The following is an 18,464-nucleotide window of genomic DNA, read 5'->3' as shown; positions in this document are numbered from 1 at the left end:
CAATTAACTGATGATCATCAGGGTCCTGTCGTCATGGTTTCCGGGGCTCCAGAAATCCATCCAGGCAGACAGGCGGCCGGCGCTTTCCGGTGCGTGTGCGCCCAGTGGCAGGGCCACTTTTTCCGGGTTGTTGCCGTTCAGGTCGTCCAGGAAGGCTTTCCATGTCTCTATTTTTTCGAGGTTAGCTTCCACCACGAATTTAGGATCATAGATACCGTCGGTCATCAGCATGAGATAAGCGAAGTCCGGCACCAGTTTAAAACCGAAACGGGTGGGGAATTTGTCGCTCGTAAAAATTTCGGGCATGGTGATGAACCGCGTGCCGCCTCCAAATTCTCCTACGTCGAGCCGGTTCATCAGGGTGATAGCGGAACAGTCCTTGTTCAACAGTCCGATGGGGCAGTCTCCTACTCCAAAGCTCATGATGACATAGCCAAATGCATACTTCTTCAGCAGCACAAATATAAGGGTGGAATGCAGATCTTTTATGGAAACCTGTTGAACGGCTGCAAATTCTTCCAGTTTTTTATGGGTGGCGAAAGCGGCTTTGCCCAGCGTGTCGTATACCAGGCGGGTAATCCGTTTCTGGGTATCGGTGCCGGTACCGGCGGCATATTCCTGGAAAAGGACGTCCATATCCGTTACAGGAGCGGTTTGGAAGTACTGCTCAAAGTAGTCGATGATGCTGGCGCAGGCGAGGCGGGAGCCTTCGCGGGACAGTCTGGCGCTGCCGGCGCCGTCAGATACGGCCAGCACGCTCCAGCCGGAGGGTTCCAGGTGCCGGAAAGCGTAGTCGTCGTCCCGGAACGATCCTACGTTGGCGTGGGAGCGTCCCCGTTTGGAGGCGACGGTCACCCAACGGTCGCCCAGCGGCGCAAATTCGGCCACATCGTCTGCTTTCCAGAAGGGACCGGCCATATCGCTGGGGATATTTTTCCAGAGCGAGCGGGGATCGGGATTAATGACGAGCGGCAGCTGCTTTTCGTGGGGAGCGGCGTTCGCATCGCCGCCTGTGAGGCGGAACAGCAGTTTAAGCCGGACATCGCCGCTTTTTACGGGCGTACCCTGTATGATGCCGGTGGCGGCATCATATTGCAGTCCGTATTCTTCCAGCCCTTCGATGGCCGTCCACGTGATATCGGGCCACTGCCGGAAGTCGAGCGTGGCCTGGTAAGGCTTGCCCACAGTGGCATTGGGAATGGTAACGGTTTGCTGCTGGATATCCGCCAGCCTGTTTTTATACTGCCATATGTCCATGAGTCGTTGTTGGTTTTCCAGTATCTGCCGCGCCAGTAGCTGATGTTGTTCATCATCCACAAAAGCGTCGAACAGCTGCTGTTTGCTGCCGGCGATGGTGATATTTTTGGCAGCAAATAATTCGCGGATATATTTTTTTGACATGCTGTTGGTTCCTTTTAGCCCTGGGCGCGGTTAACGTCGAATCCGCCTTCCCCGATGCCGTAAGTGCCTTTGTTGCCGCACCAGGGGCAGGTACTGATATGTTCCTCGCCGATGCAGTGGATCTGGCCGCATACGCACATGGCAAAAGCAACCTGGTTGCCGCAGCAGGGACAGGTAGGGCTTCCGATCAGTTCATCGCTGTTGATGCGGGATGGGCCGGCGCTGTCGTCTGACAGTTCCTGGTAGGTATTATCTACCTGGAAAGCGCCTACCAGGCGGTATGACAGGCGGTTGATGTCCAGTCCGTATATCTTTGCTTCTTCTTCAGAGCGGCGGTATTTCATCAGGTAATGCCGGTTCAGGTTCTGGCATTTGCCCACCAGCACTGCATAGTTGCTGTCCATATAGGACTGTGGCGGAATGGGTTTGGTGAGGTCTACCTTGCTGAGGGTATCGTCACTGTATATTTTGGCCAGTTCGAAGCCGGAAGCGTTTTTTTCCACGCTTTCGCTGCTGGTTTTGATAGAGTCTGTCACCCATTTGAAGAACTGTTTGTAAGCCGCGGCGTTGCTGTTTTTAAAATGGATGATGTTTTCGGTGAGTTCTTTCAGCACGTGCACGTCTGCCTCATTACCGAAGGAGATGGCCACCATATTGGCAGTGCGTTGCCAGTTCTGTTTCCATTCGTTGATGGCAGCGCGGGTATCATCTGTGGGCACGCCATCGGTGAACAGGAATACGATCGGTTTCCAGTCGCCTTTCTGTTCATAGGTGGTTTTCACCTGGTTTTTGCGCAGCTCGTACATCAGGTGCCCGAGGCCTTTGCTGAGCGAGGTGCCGCCACCGATGGGGAAACGGGGCGGGTAGAAATTGATGATCTCCTGCAGGGGTACCAGTGTTTTGGCCTGACCTGCGAAGACGATGATAGAAACCCAGACGGTTTCAATAGCGTAGGGGTCAGCCTTAAGTGCCTGAATAATCTGAGACAGGCCTTCTTCCACCTGCTGTACCGGCTCTCCGACCATGGATTCGGAGACATCTATCAGAAAATAAATGGGGAGTCTTCTCATTATCTGAAGTTTACGGAAGTTACATATACGGTGCCCGGCCCTGTGATTTTGAGCATGGAAAGGCCTTCGCCGCCGAGCATATTGCTGCCGGAGAAGTGTGACGACATTCTGTTCTGCATATCGGCGTTCATGCAGATAAAACTTTTTTCATCCACAAAAACCGTTTGACCGGCTGCCAGGTCCAGCGTGGTGGGCGTTCCCACTACGTCGAGGAATACGGTGCAGAAGCCGGTGATTTTCTGCATAATGAGGCCGGTGCCACCGATCAGCGAGGTGAGGTTCAGCTTCGCGTCGATATCTACTTTATCGGAGGAGGCCACATAGTATCCGGCACGGCAGATGATGCCGCCGGAGATATTTTTCAGGTTGACCGGCAGCATGCCTACCCTGCCGGCCACCATCAGTTTCTTTGGGTTAATATTGGTGTTGCACAGTTCTACCTGGAAAATGCTTTCGCCGGTCAGTTTTCTTTTCAATACGCCGGCGATGCCTTTATCAAATACATTGATGGAAGAATGGATGCCTTCTTCGTAATAGATCAGGGCTCCTTTCTCACAGTAAAATTTCTCGTTGTGGGTTAATTCTACCTGCAGGCTTTTGAAGTCGTGCCCTATAAGTTTTACGTTCATAAATTGTTGATCAGATCACTAAATTCACTTCCTGGGGTGGCGGCGGCAGGGTTACCTGTGAGGTAGTGCCCATGCTTTTATTGCCTTGTTCGATGGTATCCGACACCCATTTAAAGAACTGGCGCAGGGTGGCGCTGTCTGCGGTATCGAGGTGTACCACCGTTTCCGTCAGTTCTTTCAGCATATCGTTGTCGGCCGCTTTGCCGGCGGCGCATCCTACGATGGCGCCGAAGTTGAGGCCTTTTATTTTGGGGATCATCTCCCGGTAAAGTAGCTGGTCTGATGGTTTCCCATCGGTAAAAATAAACAACAGGGGGCGCCAGTCTCCTTTCTGGGTAGGCGTTCCGCGCTGTACTTCATTGACCACTTTACCATAGAGATATTCCAGTCCCTGTCCGGTGTGGGTAGGTCCGCTCTGCGGGCAGGTGATTTCTGGCAACTGGAAGCTCACCAGTTCGGTGAGCGGTACCAGTTCCTTTACTTCCCTGTCGAAGGTGATGATACTGAGCCACAGGGAGTCCAGGGCATGGGCATCCATACGAAGATTGTTGACCATCCCGCTCAGCGCATTATTTAATGCCTGAATGGGTTCCCCATACATGGAACCGGAGGTGTCCAGCAGGAAATATACCGGTAGTCGTCGCATAACAGTACATTAAAGTCTTACACTACAATATTCAGTTCGGAGGGTGGTGGCGGCAGTTCAGACAGGCCGGTCAGTTCCTTACCGGAATCTTCCACGCGGGTGGAGGTAACGCCGATGGAGGCGGTCACCCATGCGAAGAAGCGGGAGATAGTGGCACTATCGGCCGTATCGAGGCTGACCACATTTTCCGTGATTTGTTTCAGCACGGCAGTATCGGCGCCATGACCGGCGGCACAGGCTACGGTGTAGGCTGTTTTACGTTGTTTAAACATGCTCAGGCCGCTCTGCCAGTCGTCAGTAGGTACGCCATCCGTCATGATGAACACCAGTGGTTTCCAGTCGCCTTTTTGTTCAGCGGTGGTTTTCGCCACTTCTTTATCGATGCAGAGGCTGACCAGCTTCAGGGCTTCGCCCAGCGCGGTAGTGCCGGTAGCGCGGATATCGGCCATCTGGAAGGATGCCAGGTCTGTTAAAGGAACGATTTGTTTTGCATTGCTATCGAACGTGATGATACTGAGAAATGCAGTCTCGATGGCTTGCGGGTTCTGTCTTAATGAGCTGATCATTATCTGGACGCCATTCTTCACGGCCTCTATCGGTTCTCCGTTCATAGAGCCGGAGGTGTCCAGCAAGAGGTAAACAGGTAGTCTTCTCATAAAATAAGTTGGTTAAAGCGCTGCTGTTGATTTGGGTTAACAACATTGCTACAGTTACATACATTCAGAAAATCAGGAGTACACCATTGTCTTCAGTTCATCGATGAAGCTGTCGGACGGGTGCGGGTTACCGAGAGCCCTGAATTTCCAGGCGCCGTCTTTACGGTAAATCTCTGCAAACGTCATGGAGCACATGCCGTTGTAGGTGCTGTCACCGGAGAGGCTGAATTTGGCGATTTCTTTGCCTCTGGCATCTACTGCGCGGATGAACGCGTTGTCGATCATACCGAAGTGCTGATTGTTCGTACGTCCCTGATAGATAGTCACCATGAACAGGATTTTCTGGTAGCGCTGGTCCATCTGGTCCAGTTTGATGATGATCTGTTCATCGTCGCCATCGCCGGCGCCGGTCCTGTTATCGCCGGTGAGCCAGATATGGCCGGAAGGGTGTTTCATGGAATTGAAGAACACCACATCACCTTCATACAGGCCCTGGCTTCTGCCATCGCGTGTTTGCACGGTACGGCCGAGGTTGGCCACTTTGCCGTTGTTGTCCAGCAGGAAGGCAACAGCATCGAGGTCATACTCTTCTTCTTTTTGCCCGCCTCCGAAAATTTTTCCGAAGAAACCACCTTCAGCTTTTTTCTGTCTTACGTCCCAGCCGAGGCCAATGGTAACGGTAGAGAGATCGAATTCTTCTCCCTGGTCATTTTTACGGAGGTCGATAGTTTGACCTTTTACGAGATTGATCGCCATATACAGGTTATTTAATGATCTGTCCTTTAAAATATTTAGAGAGGAAAAATGCCAGGTCTTCCTTGTAGCCTTTACCGGAAGCTTCAAATTTCCATTGACCGTCTTTTACGTACAGGCGGCCGAATTCCACGCCGGTTTCGATGGAGAAGTCTTCACCCAGTTCGTATTTGGCGATCTCCTGTGAGGTAGCGTTGTCAACGATACGGATATACGAATCTCTTACCTGGCCATAGTTTTGTCTTCTGGCGATCGCGTCGTGAATAGTGACTACAAAGAGAATTTCTTTTACACGCGGGTCTACTTTTGTCAGGTCTACCGTGATGGTTTCATCATCGCCGCCGTCACTGTTGCCGCCCGTAGGGTCGTCACCGGTATGATGCAGCGCGCCGTCAGGAGAGTCGGTATTGCCATAGAATACAAAATAACGTTCTTCAGGGATCGTTCTGTTGTCATCGATCATAAAGGCAGATGCGTCGAGGTCGAAAGCCGCGCCAGTACCTTCGTTCGGCTCCCATCCCAGTCCCACACTGATGCTGGACAGGCCAATATCAATCCTTTGTCCTTTTTGTAAGTTAATAGCCATTTTCAGAAAATTTAAAACGTGGGTAAGATAGTATTTTTAATTAGAACGGGTGGCACATACCTTAAAATTATTATGTATAGAAAATGTTAAATCAGCAAGTCGCGAATTTGACCTGTTCCAAGAAAGCAGTAGCACAAGGGATCGGTGGTCGCTAACTAAAATCTGTACCAAATTAAACACCCCGTCAACCTATCAAGATAAACGTAGGACCAACGAATAAAACAACGAAATATAGCTTGATTTGGCTAGCAACTGCAATAAAAAAACAAACTAATGTCATAACTCAATAAAATATTGTTTATGTTTCTTAAGAAGTGTGAAATTAGAGCGAGGCTACTCATGGCGTTTGCTCTGGCGGGGAGGGATCTGCCAACAAAGAAACAAATATGTGAGTAAATCTGAAACTTACCAGAACCGTTATTAGAAATACCAACAAGTATGCAATATCCCAAATATTTCTACCATAGAACTCAAATGCAACATCCCCTCGACCGGTTACATACTTTGTCAAAAAAGAAAAACCTATAAGTATTACGTTGAAGTATATCGAATGCTTTAAGTATTTGAGCAATCTAACTATCATCCCTGAATCTCTTACAAATCTCATACGTCTAGTTTCGATTGCATTTACTAGTGTCAATATGGTTAAAAAAAAACCAACTAGTGTAACCCCAAGTGAAATGGCGTTATCGCATAGCTGATCTATTAATTTGTTAAAGTCTTTTATATGATCATAAAATATTACAACTCCTGCTGTTATTAACAGCGAAGCTAAATAGGGGTAATATTTTTCTAACCGATACTTCATTCTTCGGGTCTAGATCGTACTCTGTAAGTTGCAATTTGGGGTTTTATCAGATCATACTGCACTATAGCATCGTTAATTATACTTCTAAGTGTGGTAGGGTTCATATGTCGATATCTTGGTAAAGATACATCAATTATCACTTTATTGGTAATAAAATCGATTACCTTCATGGCTCCCTCATCCTCTTCCTTACCTGTCACCTCCATTTTAGTGATGCTTCCTTGACCCTGATCTGCACGTTGTAATAACCTTAATAAATTTGAGATAGCACTTCTGCGCATCCCACCAGATGCGAAACCCATTCCTAAGGTGATATTGATGGTATTTGCATTGGTTTTATCTGATATAGAATTTAATTCATTAAATGATCTCATAACGCCATCGTTTGCTAGGACACCTCCACCCTGTATTTGAGCTATTGACAATTCCACCTTTCTAATTTCAGTAAAATCTCCAAGACGCAATAAATCCGCAGGATTAATCACTACTTTAAATTCGATTTTCCTGATAAACTCACTAAAATTCTTTTTAAAAAAAGACGCTATACCATTCGCCGTTATGCCATTCCTATTGTACTGTACCATTATCATTTGGGTATCAGAATCATAAAAAAAAGAAGTATAATAGCCAAGGCCTTCATCCTCGTCCAATTCTAAATTCTGAGGTTCTGACCCAAACTTGACCTTTGGAGGTAAACTGTTTCCCTGACTAAGGCAGAAAGTTCCCCTATAAATTCCGTTTCGCTTCACAACATCTCCATCTAAATTAAACTTATTATCATTTTTTTTCATAGGATCCGTGGAACTAGGGATGTGATCCAACATTTCTTTGAACGATCTAATTTCGGAATCTACTTTAGGAGTGACTACAACATGAAACATATAAAACCTCGTATTGCTCATAAATGAAGTTTATGGTTAGGTAAATCCAACAACAATGCTTACTTATGTATTTAATTAATGCCGCCTTGGAGCGCTTCGGGTATGAGGACGGACATATGTACCATCTTTCCTGTAATACCCCTTAACATTAACCGTACCTCCTGAAGATGGTATAACATACGTATCACCAGAATAATAATTGCCAGAGGTGGAATTATTACTACTATACTGATGATATAAGGAGCCGTGCTTTCCTTGAAAATACCTATCATCATGGGAGATTGCGAGCGTAGCAGGAATAACTTTGAATATGGAACGGACACGTCTGATAAAAGACGGCTTATATAAATAGCCGATATATGTCCCGACTTGAAATTTCGGGTATCTACTTCTGCGAGAGGATTTGGTATATAAAGGAGTGCCCGGTTCTATATAAATACTGTACGCCGATGTTGTATTAGGTGAACTATATAAGTAATATCCTTTATCTGAAACGCACTCGTAATAATAGCTATCTGATTCGTTAACAGTTACACATGAGGAAGATAATGCAAGAAGTAGTACATACAATAGGTGAATGATTTTTTTCATAGCAGATATATTATTAGATGTTTTAGACGAAAGTAATAATCAGATCTTCTATGCCTAGCGTCACTTCATTTCGGGAATACCTTTAGAGATTATCAAAACTTCGAACAGAAAATGGCGTTTTTCGACATGGGATAATACATTCAAAGATGATCATTAAAAACCAGTAAGGGCACTGGTCGGGGTATTAAAATAAGGATCGGTTAAATTTTGATACACAGATGAAAACCTAAGCTGCGCCGGGCTCAAACTGTCAGAAAAATGGGGCTTCGTTATAATTGCCTTATTTGCAATATAGAAATAAAATCAGAGAGCGACAAACGGTTTCCCGTAATCGGGTCAATATACTATTAGTTCCAGGCTACAATGGGACATATTATTATTTAGTTAAACCAATACCATATTTCCGGAGTGCAATAAAATGAAAAGGGCTGGCTTTTTCAGCCAGCCCTTGTATAAAGTATTTTATAAGACTAACGTTTCGGTATCTCCTTCAAAATATCCAGCAAAAATGCATAGAACTTTTCTACGGAAGATATCCGCACACATTCATTCGGTGAATGCGCGCCGCGAATAGTAGGCCCGAAAGAAATCATGTCCGGTCCTTTGAGCAGCGAGCCCAGGATGCCGCATTCCAGTCCGGCGTGGATAGCGCCTACTTTCGGGCTGGATTCGAAGTGCTTGCCATGCAGGGACAACAATACCTGCAGTATCGGAGACTCCGGGTTAGGCTTCCAACCGGGATAACCGCCGGCCTGCACTACTTCACAGCCCATATTTTCAAAGGCCGACCGTACCGCGAGGGCTACATCTTCCTTGGTGCTGTCTACGTTGCTGCGTTGCAGTGACTGGGTGATGAACTTCCCTTCTTTGGCCGTCACCTTAGCGATATTGTTGGATGCTTCCACCAGGCCCGGAACATCGGGACTCATACGGAACACGCCGTTGGGCGCGGCATAGATAGCACGCAGCAGTTTGTCAAAATAGGCCGGTTCCATGACGGAAGCTGGTGTAGCAACCGGCTTGATTTCCACTGTCAGCGCTGTTTCCACCGTTTTGTATTCTTCCTTCAACACAGCGGCAAATGCTTTGGCCAACTCCTCAAAGCGGGCTTTATCAGCGCCCGGCACCACTACCGCAGCGTGGGATTCACGCGGGATAGCATTACGCAGGCTGCCGCCATCGAGAGAAGCCAGCTGTAGGTCAACGGACTGCCGCACTTTGTACAGCAGGCGGTTCATTAGCTTGTTGGCATTGCCTCTGCCGCGGTTGATGTCCATACCGGAGTGACCGCCCAGCAGGCCTTTGATGGTAATCTCATAAGCAGCGCCGCCGGCTGCGGCAGACACTTGCTGATAGGTCCCGCTGGTATTGGTATCGAGACCACCGGCACAACCGATGGTGATTTCATCATCTTCTTCCGTATCGAGGTTGAGCAGGATGGTGCCTGTATAAGGAGCAGGGTCCAGCTGCATGGCGCCGGTCATACCTGTTTCTTCGTCTATGGTGAACATGGCTTCGATAGCGGGATGCGCGATATCGGTAGCTGCCAGGATAGCCATGATGGTGGCCACGCCGATGCCGTTGTCTGCGCCGAGCGTAGTGCCACGGGCGCGTACCCAGTCACCGTCCACATACATCTCAATACCTTGGGTATCAAAATCAAATACGGTATCGCCATTTTTCTGGTGTACCATGTCCAGGTGGGATTGCAGGATAACGGTCTGGCGATCTTCCATACCGGCGGTCGCCGGCTTTTTGATGCACACGTTGCCGACAGCGTCTTTTATCGTTTCCAGCCCCAGCTGACGGCCAAATGCCTCAACGAAGGCGACTGCTTTCTCTTCTTTCTTGGAGGCCCGGGGAATGGCGTTCAGCTGACTGAAATATTGCCACAACGGTTGCGGGGCTAGTTTTGTTATTTCCATGTCGTATCTTAAATAACGTTGTTAGGCCGGCAATGTAGGTAAATCCGGCGAAACGGGCAACAACTACAGGTACCGCAGGTACATTTCAGGGTTATTGAGAAAAGAGTGCGTGATGCGATAATGTTCCGTGTCCCGGAAATCCACCTGTTGTATCCCCTCTTCCTGTATTTCGTATAGCCTTGCACCGGGAATGCCCATCAGGATAGGTGAATGGGTGGAGATGATAAACTGTGTATTACGGCTCTTCAGCATATCGAGCAGATAGGCCATGAGCGTCAGTTGCTTCTGCGGCGAAAGGGCCGCCTCGGGCTCGTCCAGCAGGTATATACCGTTATCGGATATATGTTCGCCAATGATTTTCAGATAGGCTTCTCCGTGGGAAAAGGCCTGCATCGAGTCGCCATAATCTTTGTACATGCTTTTCAGGGTCGGGTTCATGTTGTTGTTCATCTCCTCGATCACACTGTCGGCGACTGCTCCCTTCAATTCGTCCAGGTGGGCGGCATTTCTGTTGCGGTCGCGCCTGAGCGCGTACAGGAATTCGCTGAAGTCTTCGGCGCGGAAGAAAAAACTTTTCAGGGGCCTTCTCACCTGTTGTATTTCCAGAAAGGGCTGTAATGCCCGGGGCCCTTCAAATCCTTGCCTGCCGCCAATACGGCCGCCTATCAGCGGCGCGTCCAGGTAAAGGCCGATCGTTTCCAGCAAGGTGGATTTCCCACAACCATTGTCACCGGCAAAAACAGTGATACGATCGTCCAGCGCGATATTCCGGGCAAACCTGACGCCCGGCACATTGAAGGGGAAAGGGTGCTGCCTGCTGCAGTTGAGCGAGAAAGAACGGATAAAAGGCATAACAAACTGAATTACGAATTACGAATTACGAATTACGAATGTAGGGTTTATTCGTATAATGGGTCCAAATCGTAATTCGTAATTCGTAATTTATGGGGGATTATAGCTTTTCACCGCCTTTCATCTTATCAAGCACTTTCTGCTGATATTCTCTTTTGTATTTGTTTGCTATTCCGGCGGAAAGCTCATTCACTACTGTCTCCTGTAAACGGACAGCTGCGGGGACATCTCCCAGTTTATACAACAGCAACGCCTGTACGCTCATGGTTTCGGCATGAGGGTCTTCCTTCACGGCACGCTCGCTCCAGGACAAGGCGGTGCGCAACATGGCCGTATCGGTAGCATACTGGCCTACCGTGCGGGCGAAGCTGCTCAAATCCCTGGGGTCAAGTTGCTGATTGTATTGTTTCAGGTAGACTTTCACTGCTTTCTCAAACTGGTCGTACGCTTTGTTGCGCTGGTACCATTGCAGCCGGAACTTATCTATCACGATGCCTGTCAGTTCGGGGTATTTCTTTTTCAGCTTTGCCTGAATAGGCCTAAAACCGGCATTAGCGCCTTCCTGCGGCGCGGAATAAACCTCTTCCACAAAGATGATCTGCTGCACCCTGTTTTCCGCGTAACGCGCACCTTTTACCTGATTGATTTTTGCCGGATTTTTCCGGAAGATGGTAAAGCCGGTGTCATGACTGCTGAGGGTAAACCTGTCCAGGAAGTCCACCACGTCCGGCGCAAAAATATCCGGGACGGCGTGGAGATAACGTTGTAAAAACAAAGCGGTGTAGCGGCCATCGTACATCTTCCTGGCTTCTTCGGCCAACCGTTTCAGGGTGTCCGGCTGGTTGCCGGCGTTTTTAGCCATCGTCTCCATGCGGGTGTAGTACTGCGTTGCAGGATCCAGCGCCTGTGCGGAGGAAGCGATAAACGCAGCGGCGCTGTCACCGCCTACTACCAGGTGAACCAGCCGGCCATCGGGGGCAAAATACAAAAACGTGGGATAGGCCATCACGTTATATTCCCTTGCAATAGCGGCGGCATCGTCATACCAGCGTTTTACAGCGGCATCATCCCCGGCTGTTTTGTCCATCTGGACCTTAACGGAGATAAATTTGCCGTTGAAAAAATCTCCTACTGCCTGCTGCGGGAAAATGTCGCGGCTCATCATTTTACAGGGCCCGCACCAGGTGGTGTAGCAGTCCATGAAAATAAATTTGCCTTCTTTTCTGGCTTTTGCCCGGATATCTTTCCAGCTTAGCTCACGTTCAAAATGAATACCCTTGTCCTGTGCCATGGCTGTCAGGCCGGTCAACAGGAATACATACAAAAGGAACTGCTTCATAAGAAAAATAGAGGACGGTGAAAATATCCTCCGCCGCTTTTTTACTGGTTGGTAATTGTTTCTTTCTATAAGACACAATCAGACAGGCAGATTGTCTATCCCCGTAAAAAAAATTTAGCGGCGTTGCAGCAGGTATAACAATACGAGAAGGGAAAAGTCTACGAAATGTTCCCGGAGGCGCTCTAAAGCGCGGTACACCAGTTTGTAGGTGCCGTTGGCGTTAATTTGCAGAATAGCGGCAATTTCTTCAAAGGAAAGGTCTTCATAGTATTTCAGGAAGATAGCTTCCCGTTGGCGGTGGGTCAGTGCATCTGTCAGGGCGTCCACCTTTTTTTTCAGGTCGGCTGCCCGCTCTGCGCGAATGAGCGGGTGTTCGTAAGACAGTTCCAGGTAAAATGGGACATGTTCTTCAGAAAATGTTTCCTCCAGCCGGGACGGGCTGTATTGCAGTTTACGCAGTAAGATCTGCCGGAAGGAGAGCAAAAGGTATTGTTTCACTGCCGGCGGCGTGCCGGTTGCATCCCGGTTGCGCCATAATCTCTGAAAGAGGTCCTGGATGCTTTCGTCTATCAGTGATTTATCTTCCGTGAATTTAAATCCGTAATTGGCAAGGGGCATATAATAGGCATTATACAGCCCTTCCAGGCCACTGATTTCTCCGGATTTATACCAGGACCAAAGTTCTTTGTCTTGCATGTCAAATAGGAAAGCCGATGAAGATACAATTTACAGGAAATTTTTTTGTCGCCCAATTCAGCGGGAAATACCAGCCAGGTGTTCACACCTTACCAGCGCCCAGTCCATATCGTCCATATCGCCGGCGATGGCCGTCTGGTATACTTCTGTTAAACCGATATGCAACTGGTAACAATCCAGCCGTGCTTTGTCAACAGGTTGTGTTTCGAAGTAGCGCGCCTGGTACTCCATACAGTCCAGCCACGTACGCCAGAAGAAAATATTCGCCATGTCGTACAGACTGTCACCTATCATGGCCTCCGACCAGTCGATCACACCGGTGATCTTGTGTCCGTCGGTAAGGACGTTGTTGGAACCGAAATCGCCATGTACCAGCTGTCTTGTTTCCGGGATGTCCTGCAGCTGTTGCAACAGTTGCTCCTGCAGTGGCCTGATACGTTTCAGGGGCACTCTTTTGCCTGCTGCGTGCCAATCGTAGTGTTCTTCCCGGCAGATGCTTTCCAGGTAAGTCTTCCAGCTGGTATGCCGGGTTTCGCCCCTGGAATTGAAGGGACCGAAGCCGGTGATGCCTTGCAGCGGCGCTGCGGCCATGGCCTGCATCACTGCTGCTACCGGCGCCGTAACGGCCGTCAGGTAGGCTTCCGGCAAGTCCTGCAATGTCACGCCGGGCGCCTGCGCCGACAAACACCAGGCGACTCCGTTCTCCAGCAGGCCAATCGCTTCTATCTCCGGCACCGGCAGCCCTGGTGCGGCGAAATGCCGGTTGGCGAAATCATCTTTCTCAAAGCCTTCCGCCTGATGATTAACGCGGAGCACGTATTTTTTTCCGGAGATGACCACCCGGAATGCAAAAGATTCCATTCCGTCCGGTACCGGCTCCATATGGGTTATCTTTCCATAATGATCTATGACCGCGGCTGTCAGTTGTTCTATATCTACTATGGGTTTGTGCATGCAACTTTTTTTTTAGACAACAAGAGGAAAGCCAACAGGTTCAGTTCACCACTATAAGTTTTTATTAAAAATAGGATCTTTTTGCGTGCCGGTGCTGTTAGCCACTGCAACTTCCCCGCGCACCAACCCGCATAGCTACCCACGGCAAAATTTGCTCATAATACACACAGTATGTTTATTATGAACCAGTTATAACATTTTTATTACTTTTCTTCTACTGCGGCCCCATTTCAGTAACACTAACTAACTTGCTCATCAATCGGACCGGAAAAACTCAGTGACCATTTTTTCGACATAGCAAATCCATACACTTTCCCTGTTCGTATATTTTTTTTGAAAACCGGATATATTTAGAAAATCTTTTTTTAATTAATGCACCGATCCGCCGCCGGACATGTGAATTCCTTTTTTGCTGATCTTTCATTACAGATGACCTATGTAAAATAGTAATTGGAAAACCTTTAAACCACAGACCTATCCATGATGGACCGCACACCTATCCACACTGCGACCAGTGAACCATTTTTGCTGCGCTTTCAAAACACACGATCACCGGACAGGTGAATCATTTCCTGAACTTTAAAACCACGTATCCACCACTTATTTAACCGTACTCCTTTTTTAAACCCTCATTAAACCACGATCCTATGGACGCGATCCTGCACGATGCGAACGGGCAGCAGCGGAATGCTGTTGCAACCGATAGCAATCAACACCTGGCCGATTTATTGAAACAATCATCCTGGGAAGAGTACAATTCCCGGGAAACGCTGGTCTCCCTGTTCCGCAAACAGGCGGCCCGCACACCAGACAACATGGCGGTATCTTTCAAAAACCACTCCCTTACATACCGGGAGCTGGATGAAAAAAGCAACCAACTGGCGCACTACCTGCTGGCGCAGGGCGTGACCACCGGCAACTATGTGCCCGTATACCTGGAACGCTCTGCTGAATGGGCCATCGCGGTATTGGGCATCCTGAAAACAGGCGCGGCCTACATCCCGGTAGACGCTATCTACCCCGGAAAAAGAGTGGCCTACATCCTCGAAGAAGTGGAAGCAAAAGTGATCATCACACAACTGTCGCTGGGCTCACGGCTTTTCCAGGTAAACCATACAGCCGTCGTATACCTGGACAACCTCTCTATTCTTCAGGACCAGCCTGCCACGGCACCGGAAAAAATACCGGCGCCAACTGACCTGGCCTACATCATCTACACCTCCGGTTCTACCGGTCAACCGAAAGGCGTAATGATCAGCCACCTCTCTATCCAGCACCTTGTCACCTGGCATCAGCAGCAGTATGCCGTTACAAGCAGCAGCCGGCTGTCGCTCGTAGCCGGACTGGCATTCGACATCTCAGTCTGGGAATGCTGGTCAGCCCTCCTGTCCGGAGGCACGTTGTTCATCGCTGACAACGAAGAAAGGACCCATGCCGGGCTCCTGTTGGAATTCTTCCGGAGAAACCAGCTCACGCATGCTTTCGCCCCTCCGGTGCTGCTCCCTGAACTGATAGCGCTCAGCCGGCAGACACAGGGACTGGCACTGCAATATCTTTTTTCCGGCGGTGAACAAATGAAACCTGTATTAACCGGCGGACTGCCTTTTCAGGTGATCGATTACTATGGTCCTACGGAATACACCGTATATGCCGCCCACCGGCATGTAGTGGATGTAGACGGACAATACTTCCCTACCATCGGCATGCCTATCGCCAACACACAGGCGTTTATCCTTGACCGTGACCTGCAACTGCTGGTGCCCGGTGCTGTAGGTGAACTGTGCATCAGCGGGATAGGACTTGCGCAGGGTTACTTCAAAAACCCGGCGCTGACAGACAGCAAATTTGTGCCACATCCTTTTGTGCCCGGCCAAAAGCTGTACCGTACCGGTGATCTGGCCCGCCGCCTGCCTGATGGCAACATCCAGTTCCTCGGCCGTATCGACAACCAGGTAAAAATCCGCGGCTTCCGTGTAGAACCAGGTGAGATAGAAGCAGCGCTGCTACAAGTACCACATGTTAAAAGCACCGCTGTGATAGCGGTAGACAACAACCGTCAACAACAACAACTGGTGGCCTTCATTGTACAGGACCATCCCAACGAACAACAAGGCATCGCCATGGCACGGCAACAACTGAAACAAGACCTGCCCGGCTACATGGTGCCCGCCCGCTTCATCACCCTTCGCGAACTGCCCGTGAACGCCAATGGCAAAGTGGACAAAGCGGCGCTGGTAAGGCTCTCCTCACAGGCCGTCGGAGGTAACCAGGAAACTGCGGAACCGCTGAGCGAAACAGAACATGTCATCGCAACAGTATGGGCCGATATGCTGGAAAGACCATATATCCATCACAGTGACAACTTCTTCGACATCGGCGGCGATTCCCTGCTGGTAGCCGCTGTGGTCACCAAACTGAAAGACCGCTTCAATGTGAAAATGTACCTGCGCGACCTGTACCAGTATCCCGAACTGCGGGCATTGGCCACTATGATCGACAACCGCGTCAAAACCGGCGAAACAGGTATCCCGGAAGAAGACGTGGAGCCATATGTGTCCCTGCAACAGGACGCTTACCTCTTGCCTGATGTTGAATACCAACGGCCCTTTGACGCCAGCGTGCTGCAACATCAGTCGGCCATAATGCTCACCGGCGCCACCGGTTTTGTAGGCATCCACCTGCTGCAGGAACTGCTGGACAATACTTCCGCCGTCGTGTATTGCCTCGTTCGCGCAAGAGACGAGCACCATGCGCTCGACAAAATACATCAAGCATTTGCGGCCTATCATATCCCGGTGCAGGACGATACGCGCCACCGCATAGTACCGGTACCAGGAGATTTTGCACAACCATACTTAGGCATCGCTGACCAAACCTACCAGGAACTGGCCGGCAAGGTGGAAGTGATTTATCATTCCGGCAGCTCCGTGAATTTTATTGAGCCTTACTCTTTCATGAAGAAACCCAATGTAGACGGCCTGCGGGAGATCATACGTTTTGCCGCCACCGGCAAAATGAAGTGCCTATCGCTGCTGTCCACTATTTCAGTCTACAGTTGGGGTCATGTGTTCACACACAAAACCGTCATGAAAGAATCGGATGATATCTCCCAAAACCTACTCGCAGTGAGCAAAGACATTGGTTACGTCAGAAGCAAATGGGTGATGGAAGCTGTTGCCGACCTGGCCGCAGCAGCCGGTGTACCGCTGATCACTTTCCGGCTGGGTTATGCTATATGCCACAGCCAGTCGGGCGCCAGTGCGCCTTACCAATGGTGGGCAAGCCTCGTAAAAAACTGCGTGCAGTACTCCTCCTACCCCACGCTCCGCGAACTGCGCGAAGGGCTTATTACCGTAGACTACATGGTGAAAGCCATTGTACATATCACTAAAAACAAAGAAGCCATCGGACAGAAGTTCAACCTGATCTGCTCCCCGGAAACTAACCTTACATTGGAACAGTTCTTCGGGCGCCTGATGGACATCTACGGCTTTAAACTGAAACCGCTGTCTTACAAGGACTGGCGCAAACAGTGGGAAGATGACAGCACCAACCGTCTGTACCCGCTTACCAGCCTGTTCAGGGACAATATGCATGAAGGACTTTCCACGGTAGAACTTTATCAGGACACCTATGTATGGCACCGCGACAACGTGGACAAGTTCATGCAAGGCTCCGGCATACCGGAACCTGTGTTCGACAAAGCCGTATTGGATAAGTATTTACAGTATTTAGGTATACTAGTTGGCTAAAATGAAAACCGCCGCATGATGTCTTCATGCGGCGCTTTTTTATCTGATAAGCCATTCCAGCTTGTACATGTGATGGAAGTTGTCATATGCCATCAGGTCGTCCTTGTCACGAAAAACAGCGTCCATCCGGTCGGGCAGATCTTTGTCTGCCGCAAACGCCTCTTTGATATGCTGTGAGGTCAATTCCTGAACAGCGCCGTCACCGGCTGAAAAATAATAACGCCACGGGTTGTCAGGATATGTTTTAGGCGATGCCGGTAACTTCCGCCGATATAAAAGTATTTTTGGATGACGGTTCAGCAACTCATAGTTTTCTCCGCCCTTCATGCGAAATATTTTTCCGTCTTTCAGTTGTAAAGCAAAAAAACGGTCTTTCTGCAGCTTTGTTTGCTCACCGCCGCCATTCAGCAGAATATGATCTTTGGGGACCATTGTATAAAGCCTCGCCCTATAAGCATGGCCGTTGGTTTCGGTATACGACATCCGGTGCCGGAGATAGTCGTCCTGTGTAAGATAAATACCGGCTATTTTCTGTTGTGCCGTTGCTCCCGTACTGACCATCATTAACAATCCTGCTGCCAATAGGGATAATTGTTTTCCTTTCATGATTTTGTTGTTTGATGAGCAAATGTCAATGGAAATGCCATACTGAAAAGGAGCCGCAACCTATTGAGTATCAACATGTGAAAATTACAGGCTCCCCCGTGTTCGTTTGCCACAATGAAAAATATGCGTCAGAATGAACATCCCCGCTCCTTTTTCCCATTTTGAAAAGCTTTTTCATTTTGAACCGGAAGGTATCATCTTTTTGGCAAAGCCAACAAAAACGGCTTATCAGCTGTAATCCTTCATGGCAGACAATTTACTGCCCCCGTGAAAAAATTGTGTTATTCAGGGCACATGTTTGGTAATTCCAGCTGTACAA

Annotated in this window: 15 protein-coding genes; 1 reads left to right on the top strand and 14 read right to left on the bottom strand. The window is 49.0% G+C overall.

Translation table 11 applies throughout. The features are described from left to right. Nucleotides 1-3: 3 nt before the first annotated feature. The 13 genes from HGH92_RS24095 to HGH92_RS24035 form a co-directional block, all read right to left on the bottom strand. Nucleotides 4-1,401: a PP2C family serine/threonine-protein phosphatase gene (locus HGH92_RS24095; protein WP_168873375.1), complete on the bottom strand. Its 1,398-nt coding sequence runs from the start codon at nt 1,399-1,401 to the stop codon at nt 4-6. Between the two features lie 14 nt (nt 1,402-1,415). Further along, nucleotides 1,416-2,471 carry a TerY-C metal binding domain-containing protein gene (locus HGH92_RS24090; RefSeq protein WP_168873374.1) on the bottom strand — a complete coding sequence of 352 codons (1,056 nt, stop codon included), beginning with the start codon at nt 2,469-2,471 and terminating at the stop codon, nt 1,416-1,418. Next, nucleotides 2,471-3,100, bottom strand: coding sequence for an AIM24 family protein (locus HGH92_RS24085; RefSeq protein ID WP_168873373.1), 630 nt, complete (start codon nt 3,098-3,100; stop codon nt 2,471-2,473). Before HGH92_RS24085 ends, HGH92_RS24090 begins: the two co-directional genes overlap by 1 nt. Nucleotides 3,101-3,110: 10 nt before the next feature. Further along, entirely contained in the window at nt 3,111-3,746 is a 636-nt protein-coding gene (locus tag HGH92_RS24080) for a vWA domain-containing protein (protein ID WP_168873372.1), read from the bottom strand. Nucleotides 3,747-3,763: 17 nt separating this feature from the next. Next, on the bottom strand, nt 3,764-4,402 hold the full coding sequence (locus tag HGH92_RS24075; protein ID WP_168873371.1) for a vWA domain-containing protein: 639 nt from the start codon (nt 4,400-4,402) through the stop codon (nt 3,764-3,766). Nucleotides 4,403-4,474: 72 nt separating this feature from the next. Beyond that, a complete protein-coding gene (locus tag HGH92_RS24070) occupies nt 4,475-5,158 on the bottom strand; it encodes a TerD family protein (protein ID WP_168873370.1) in 684 nt (227 codons plus the stop codon). 7 nt (nt 5,159-5,165) lie between these two features. Further along, a complete protein-coding gene (locus HGH92_RS24065) occupies nt 5,166-5,741 on the bottom strand; it encodes a TerD family protein (protein WP_168873369.1) in 576 nt (191 codons plus the stop codon). A gap of 804 nt (nt 5,742-6,545) precedes the next feature. Continuing rightward, on the bottom strand, nt 6,546-7,451 hold the full coding sequence (locus HGH92_RS24060; protein ID WP_168873368.1) for a DUF6731 family protein: 906 nt from the start codon (nt 7,449-7,451) through the stop codon (nt 6,546-6,548). A gap of 1,040 nt (nt 7,452-8,491) precedes the next feature. After that, entirely contained in the window at nt 8,492-9,946 is a 1,455-nt protein-coding gene (locus HGH92_RS24055; RefSeq protein ID WP_168873367.1) for an aminoacyl-histidine dipeptidase, read from the bottom strand. 63 nt (nt 9,947-10,009) lie between these two features. After that, a complete protein-coding gene (locus HGH92_RS24050) occupies nt 10,010-10,798 on the bottom strand; it encodes an AAA family ATPase (RefSeq protein ID WP_168873366.1) in 789 nt (262 codons plus the stop codon). A 100-nt stretch (nt 10,799-10,898) separates the two neighbouring features. Further along, on the bottom strand, nt 10,899-12,137 hold the full coding sequence (locus HGH92_RS24045) for a thioredoxin family protein (RefSeq protein WP_168873365.1): 1,239 nt from the start codon (nt 12,135-12,137) through the stop codon (nt 10,899-10,901). Nucleotides 12,138-12,251: 114 nt separating this feature from the next. Further along, nucleotides 12,252-12,833: an RNA polymerase sigma factor gene (locus tag HGH92_RS24040; protein WP_168873364.1), complete on the bottom strand. Its 582-nt coding sequence runs from the start codon at nt 12,831-12,833 to the stop codon at nt 12,252-12,254. Between the two features lie 57 nt (nt 12,834-12,890). Further along, nucleotides 12,891-13,787, bottom strand: coding sequence for an aminoglycoside phosphotransferase family protein (locus HGH92_RS24035; protein ID WP_168873363.1), 897 nt, complete (start codon nt 13,785-13,787; stop codon nt 12,891-12,893). Nucleotides 13,788-14,434: 647 nt separating this feature from the next. Here HGH92_RS24035 and HGH92_RS24030 point away from each other — a divergent pair. After that, nucleotides 14,435-17,539, top strand: coding sequence for a non-ribosomal peptide synthetase (locus tag HGH92_RS24030; RefSeq protein WP_168873362.1), 3,105 nt, complete (start codon nt 14,435-14,437; stop codon nt 17,537-17,539). 39 nt (nt 17,540-17,578) lie between these two features. Here the strand turns inward: HGH92_RS24030 and HGH92_RS24025 are convergent, their stop codons facing one another. Continuing rightward, nucleotides 17,579-18,145 carry a hypothetical protein gene (locus HGH92_RS24025; protein WP_168873361.1) on the bottom strand — a complete coding sequence of 189 codons (567 nt, stop codon included), beginning with the start codon at nt 18,143-18,145 and terminating at the stop codon, nt 17,579-17,581. Nucleotides 18,146-18,464: the final 319 nt, after the last annotated feature.

It is taken from the genome of Chitinophaga varians, assembly GCF_012641275.1.
Classification (GTDB): domain Bacteria; phylum Bacteroidota; class Bacteroidia; order Chitinophagales; family Chitinophagaceae; genus Chitinophaga; species Chitinophaga varians_A.
Note: the sequence above shows the minus strand (reverse complement) of the source record. Positions and strands in the feature narration are given on the sequence as shown.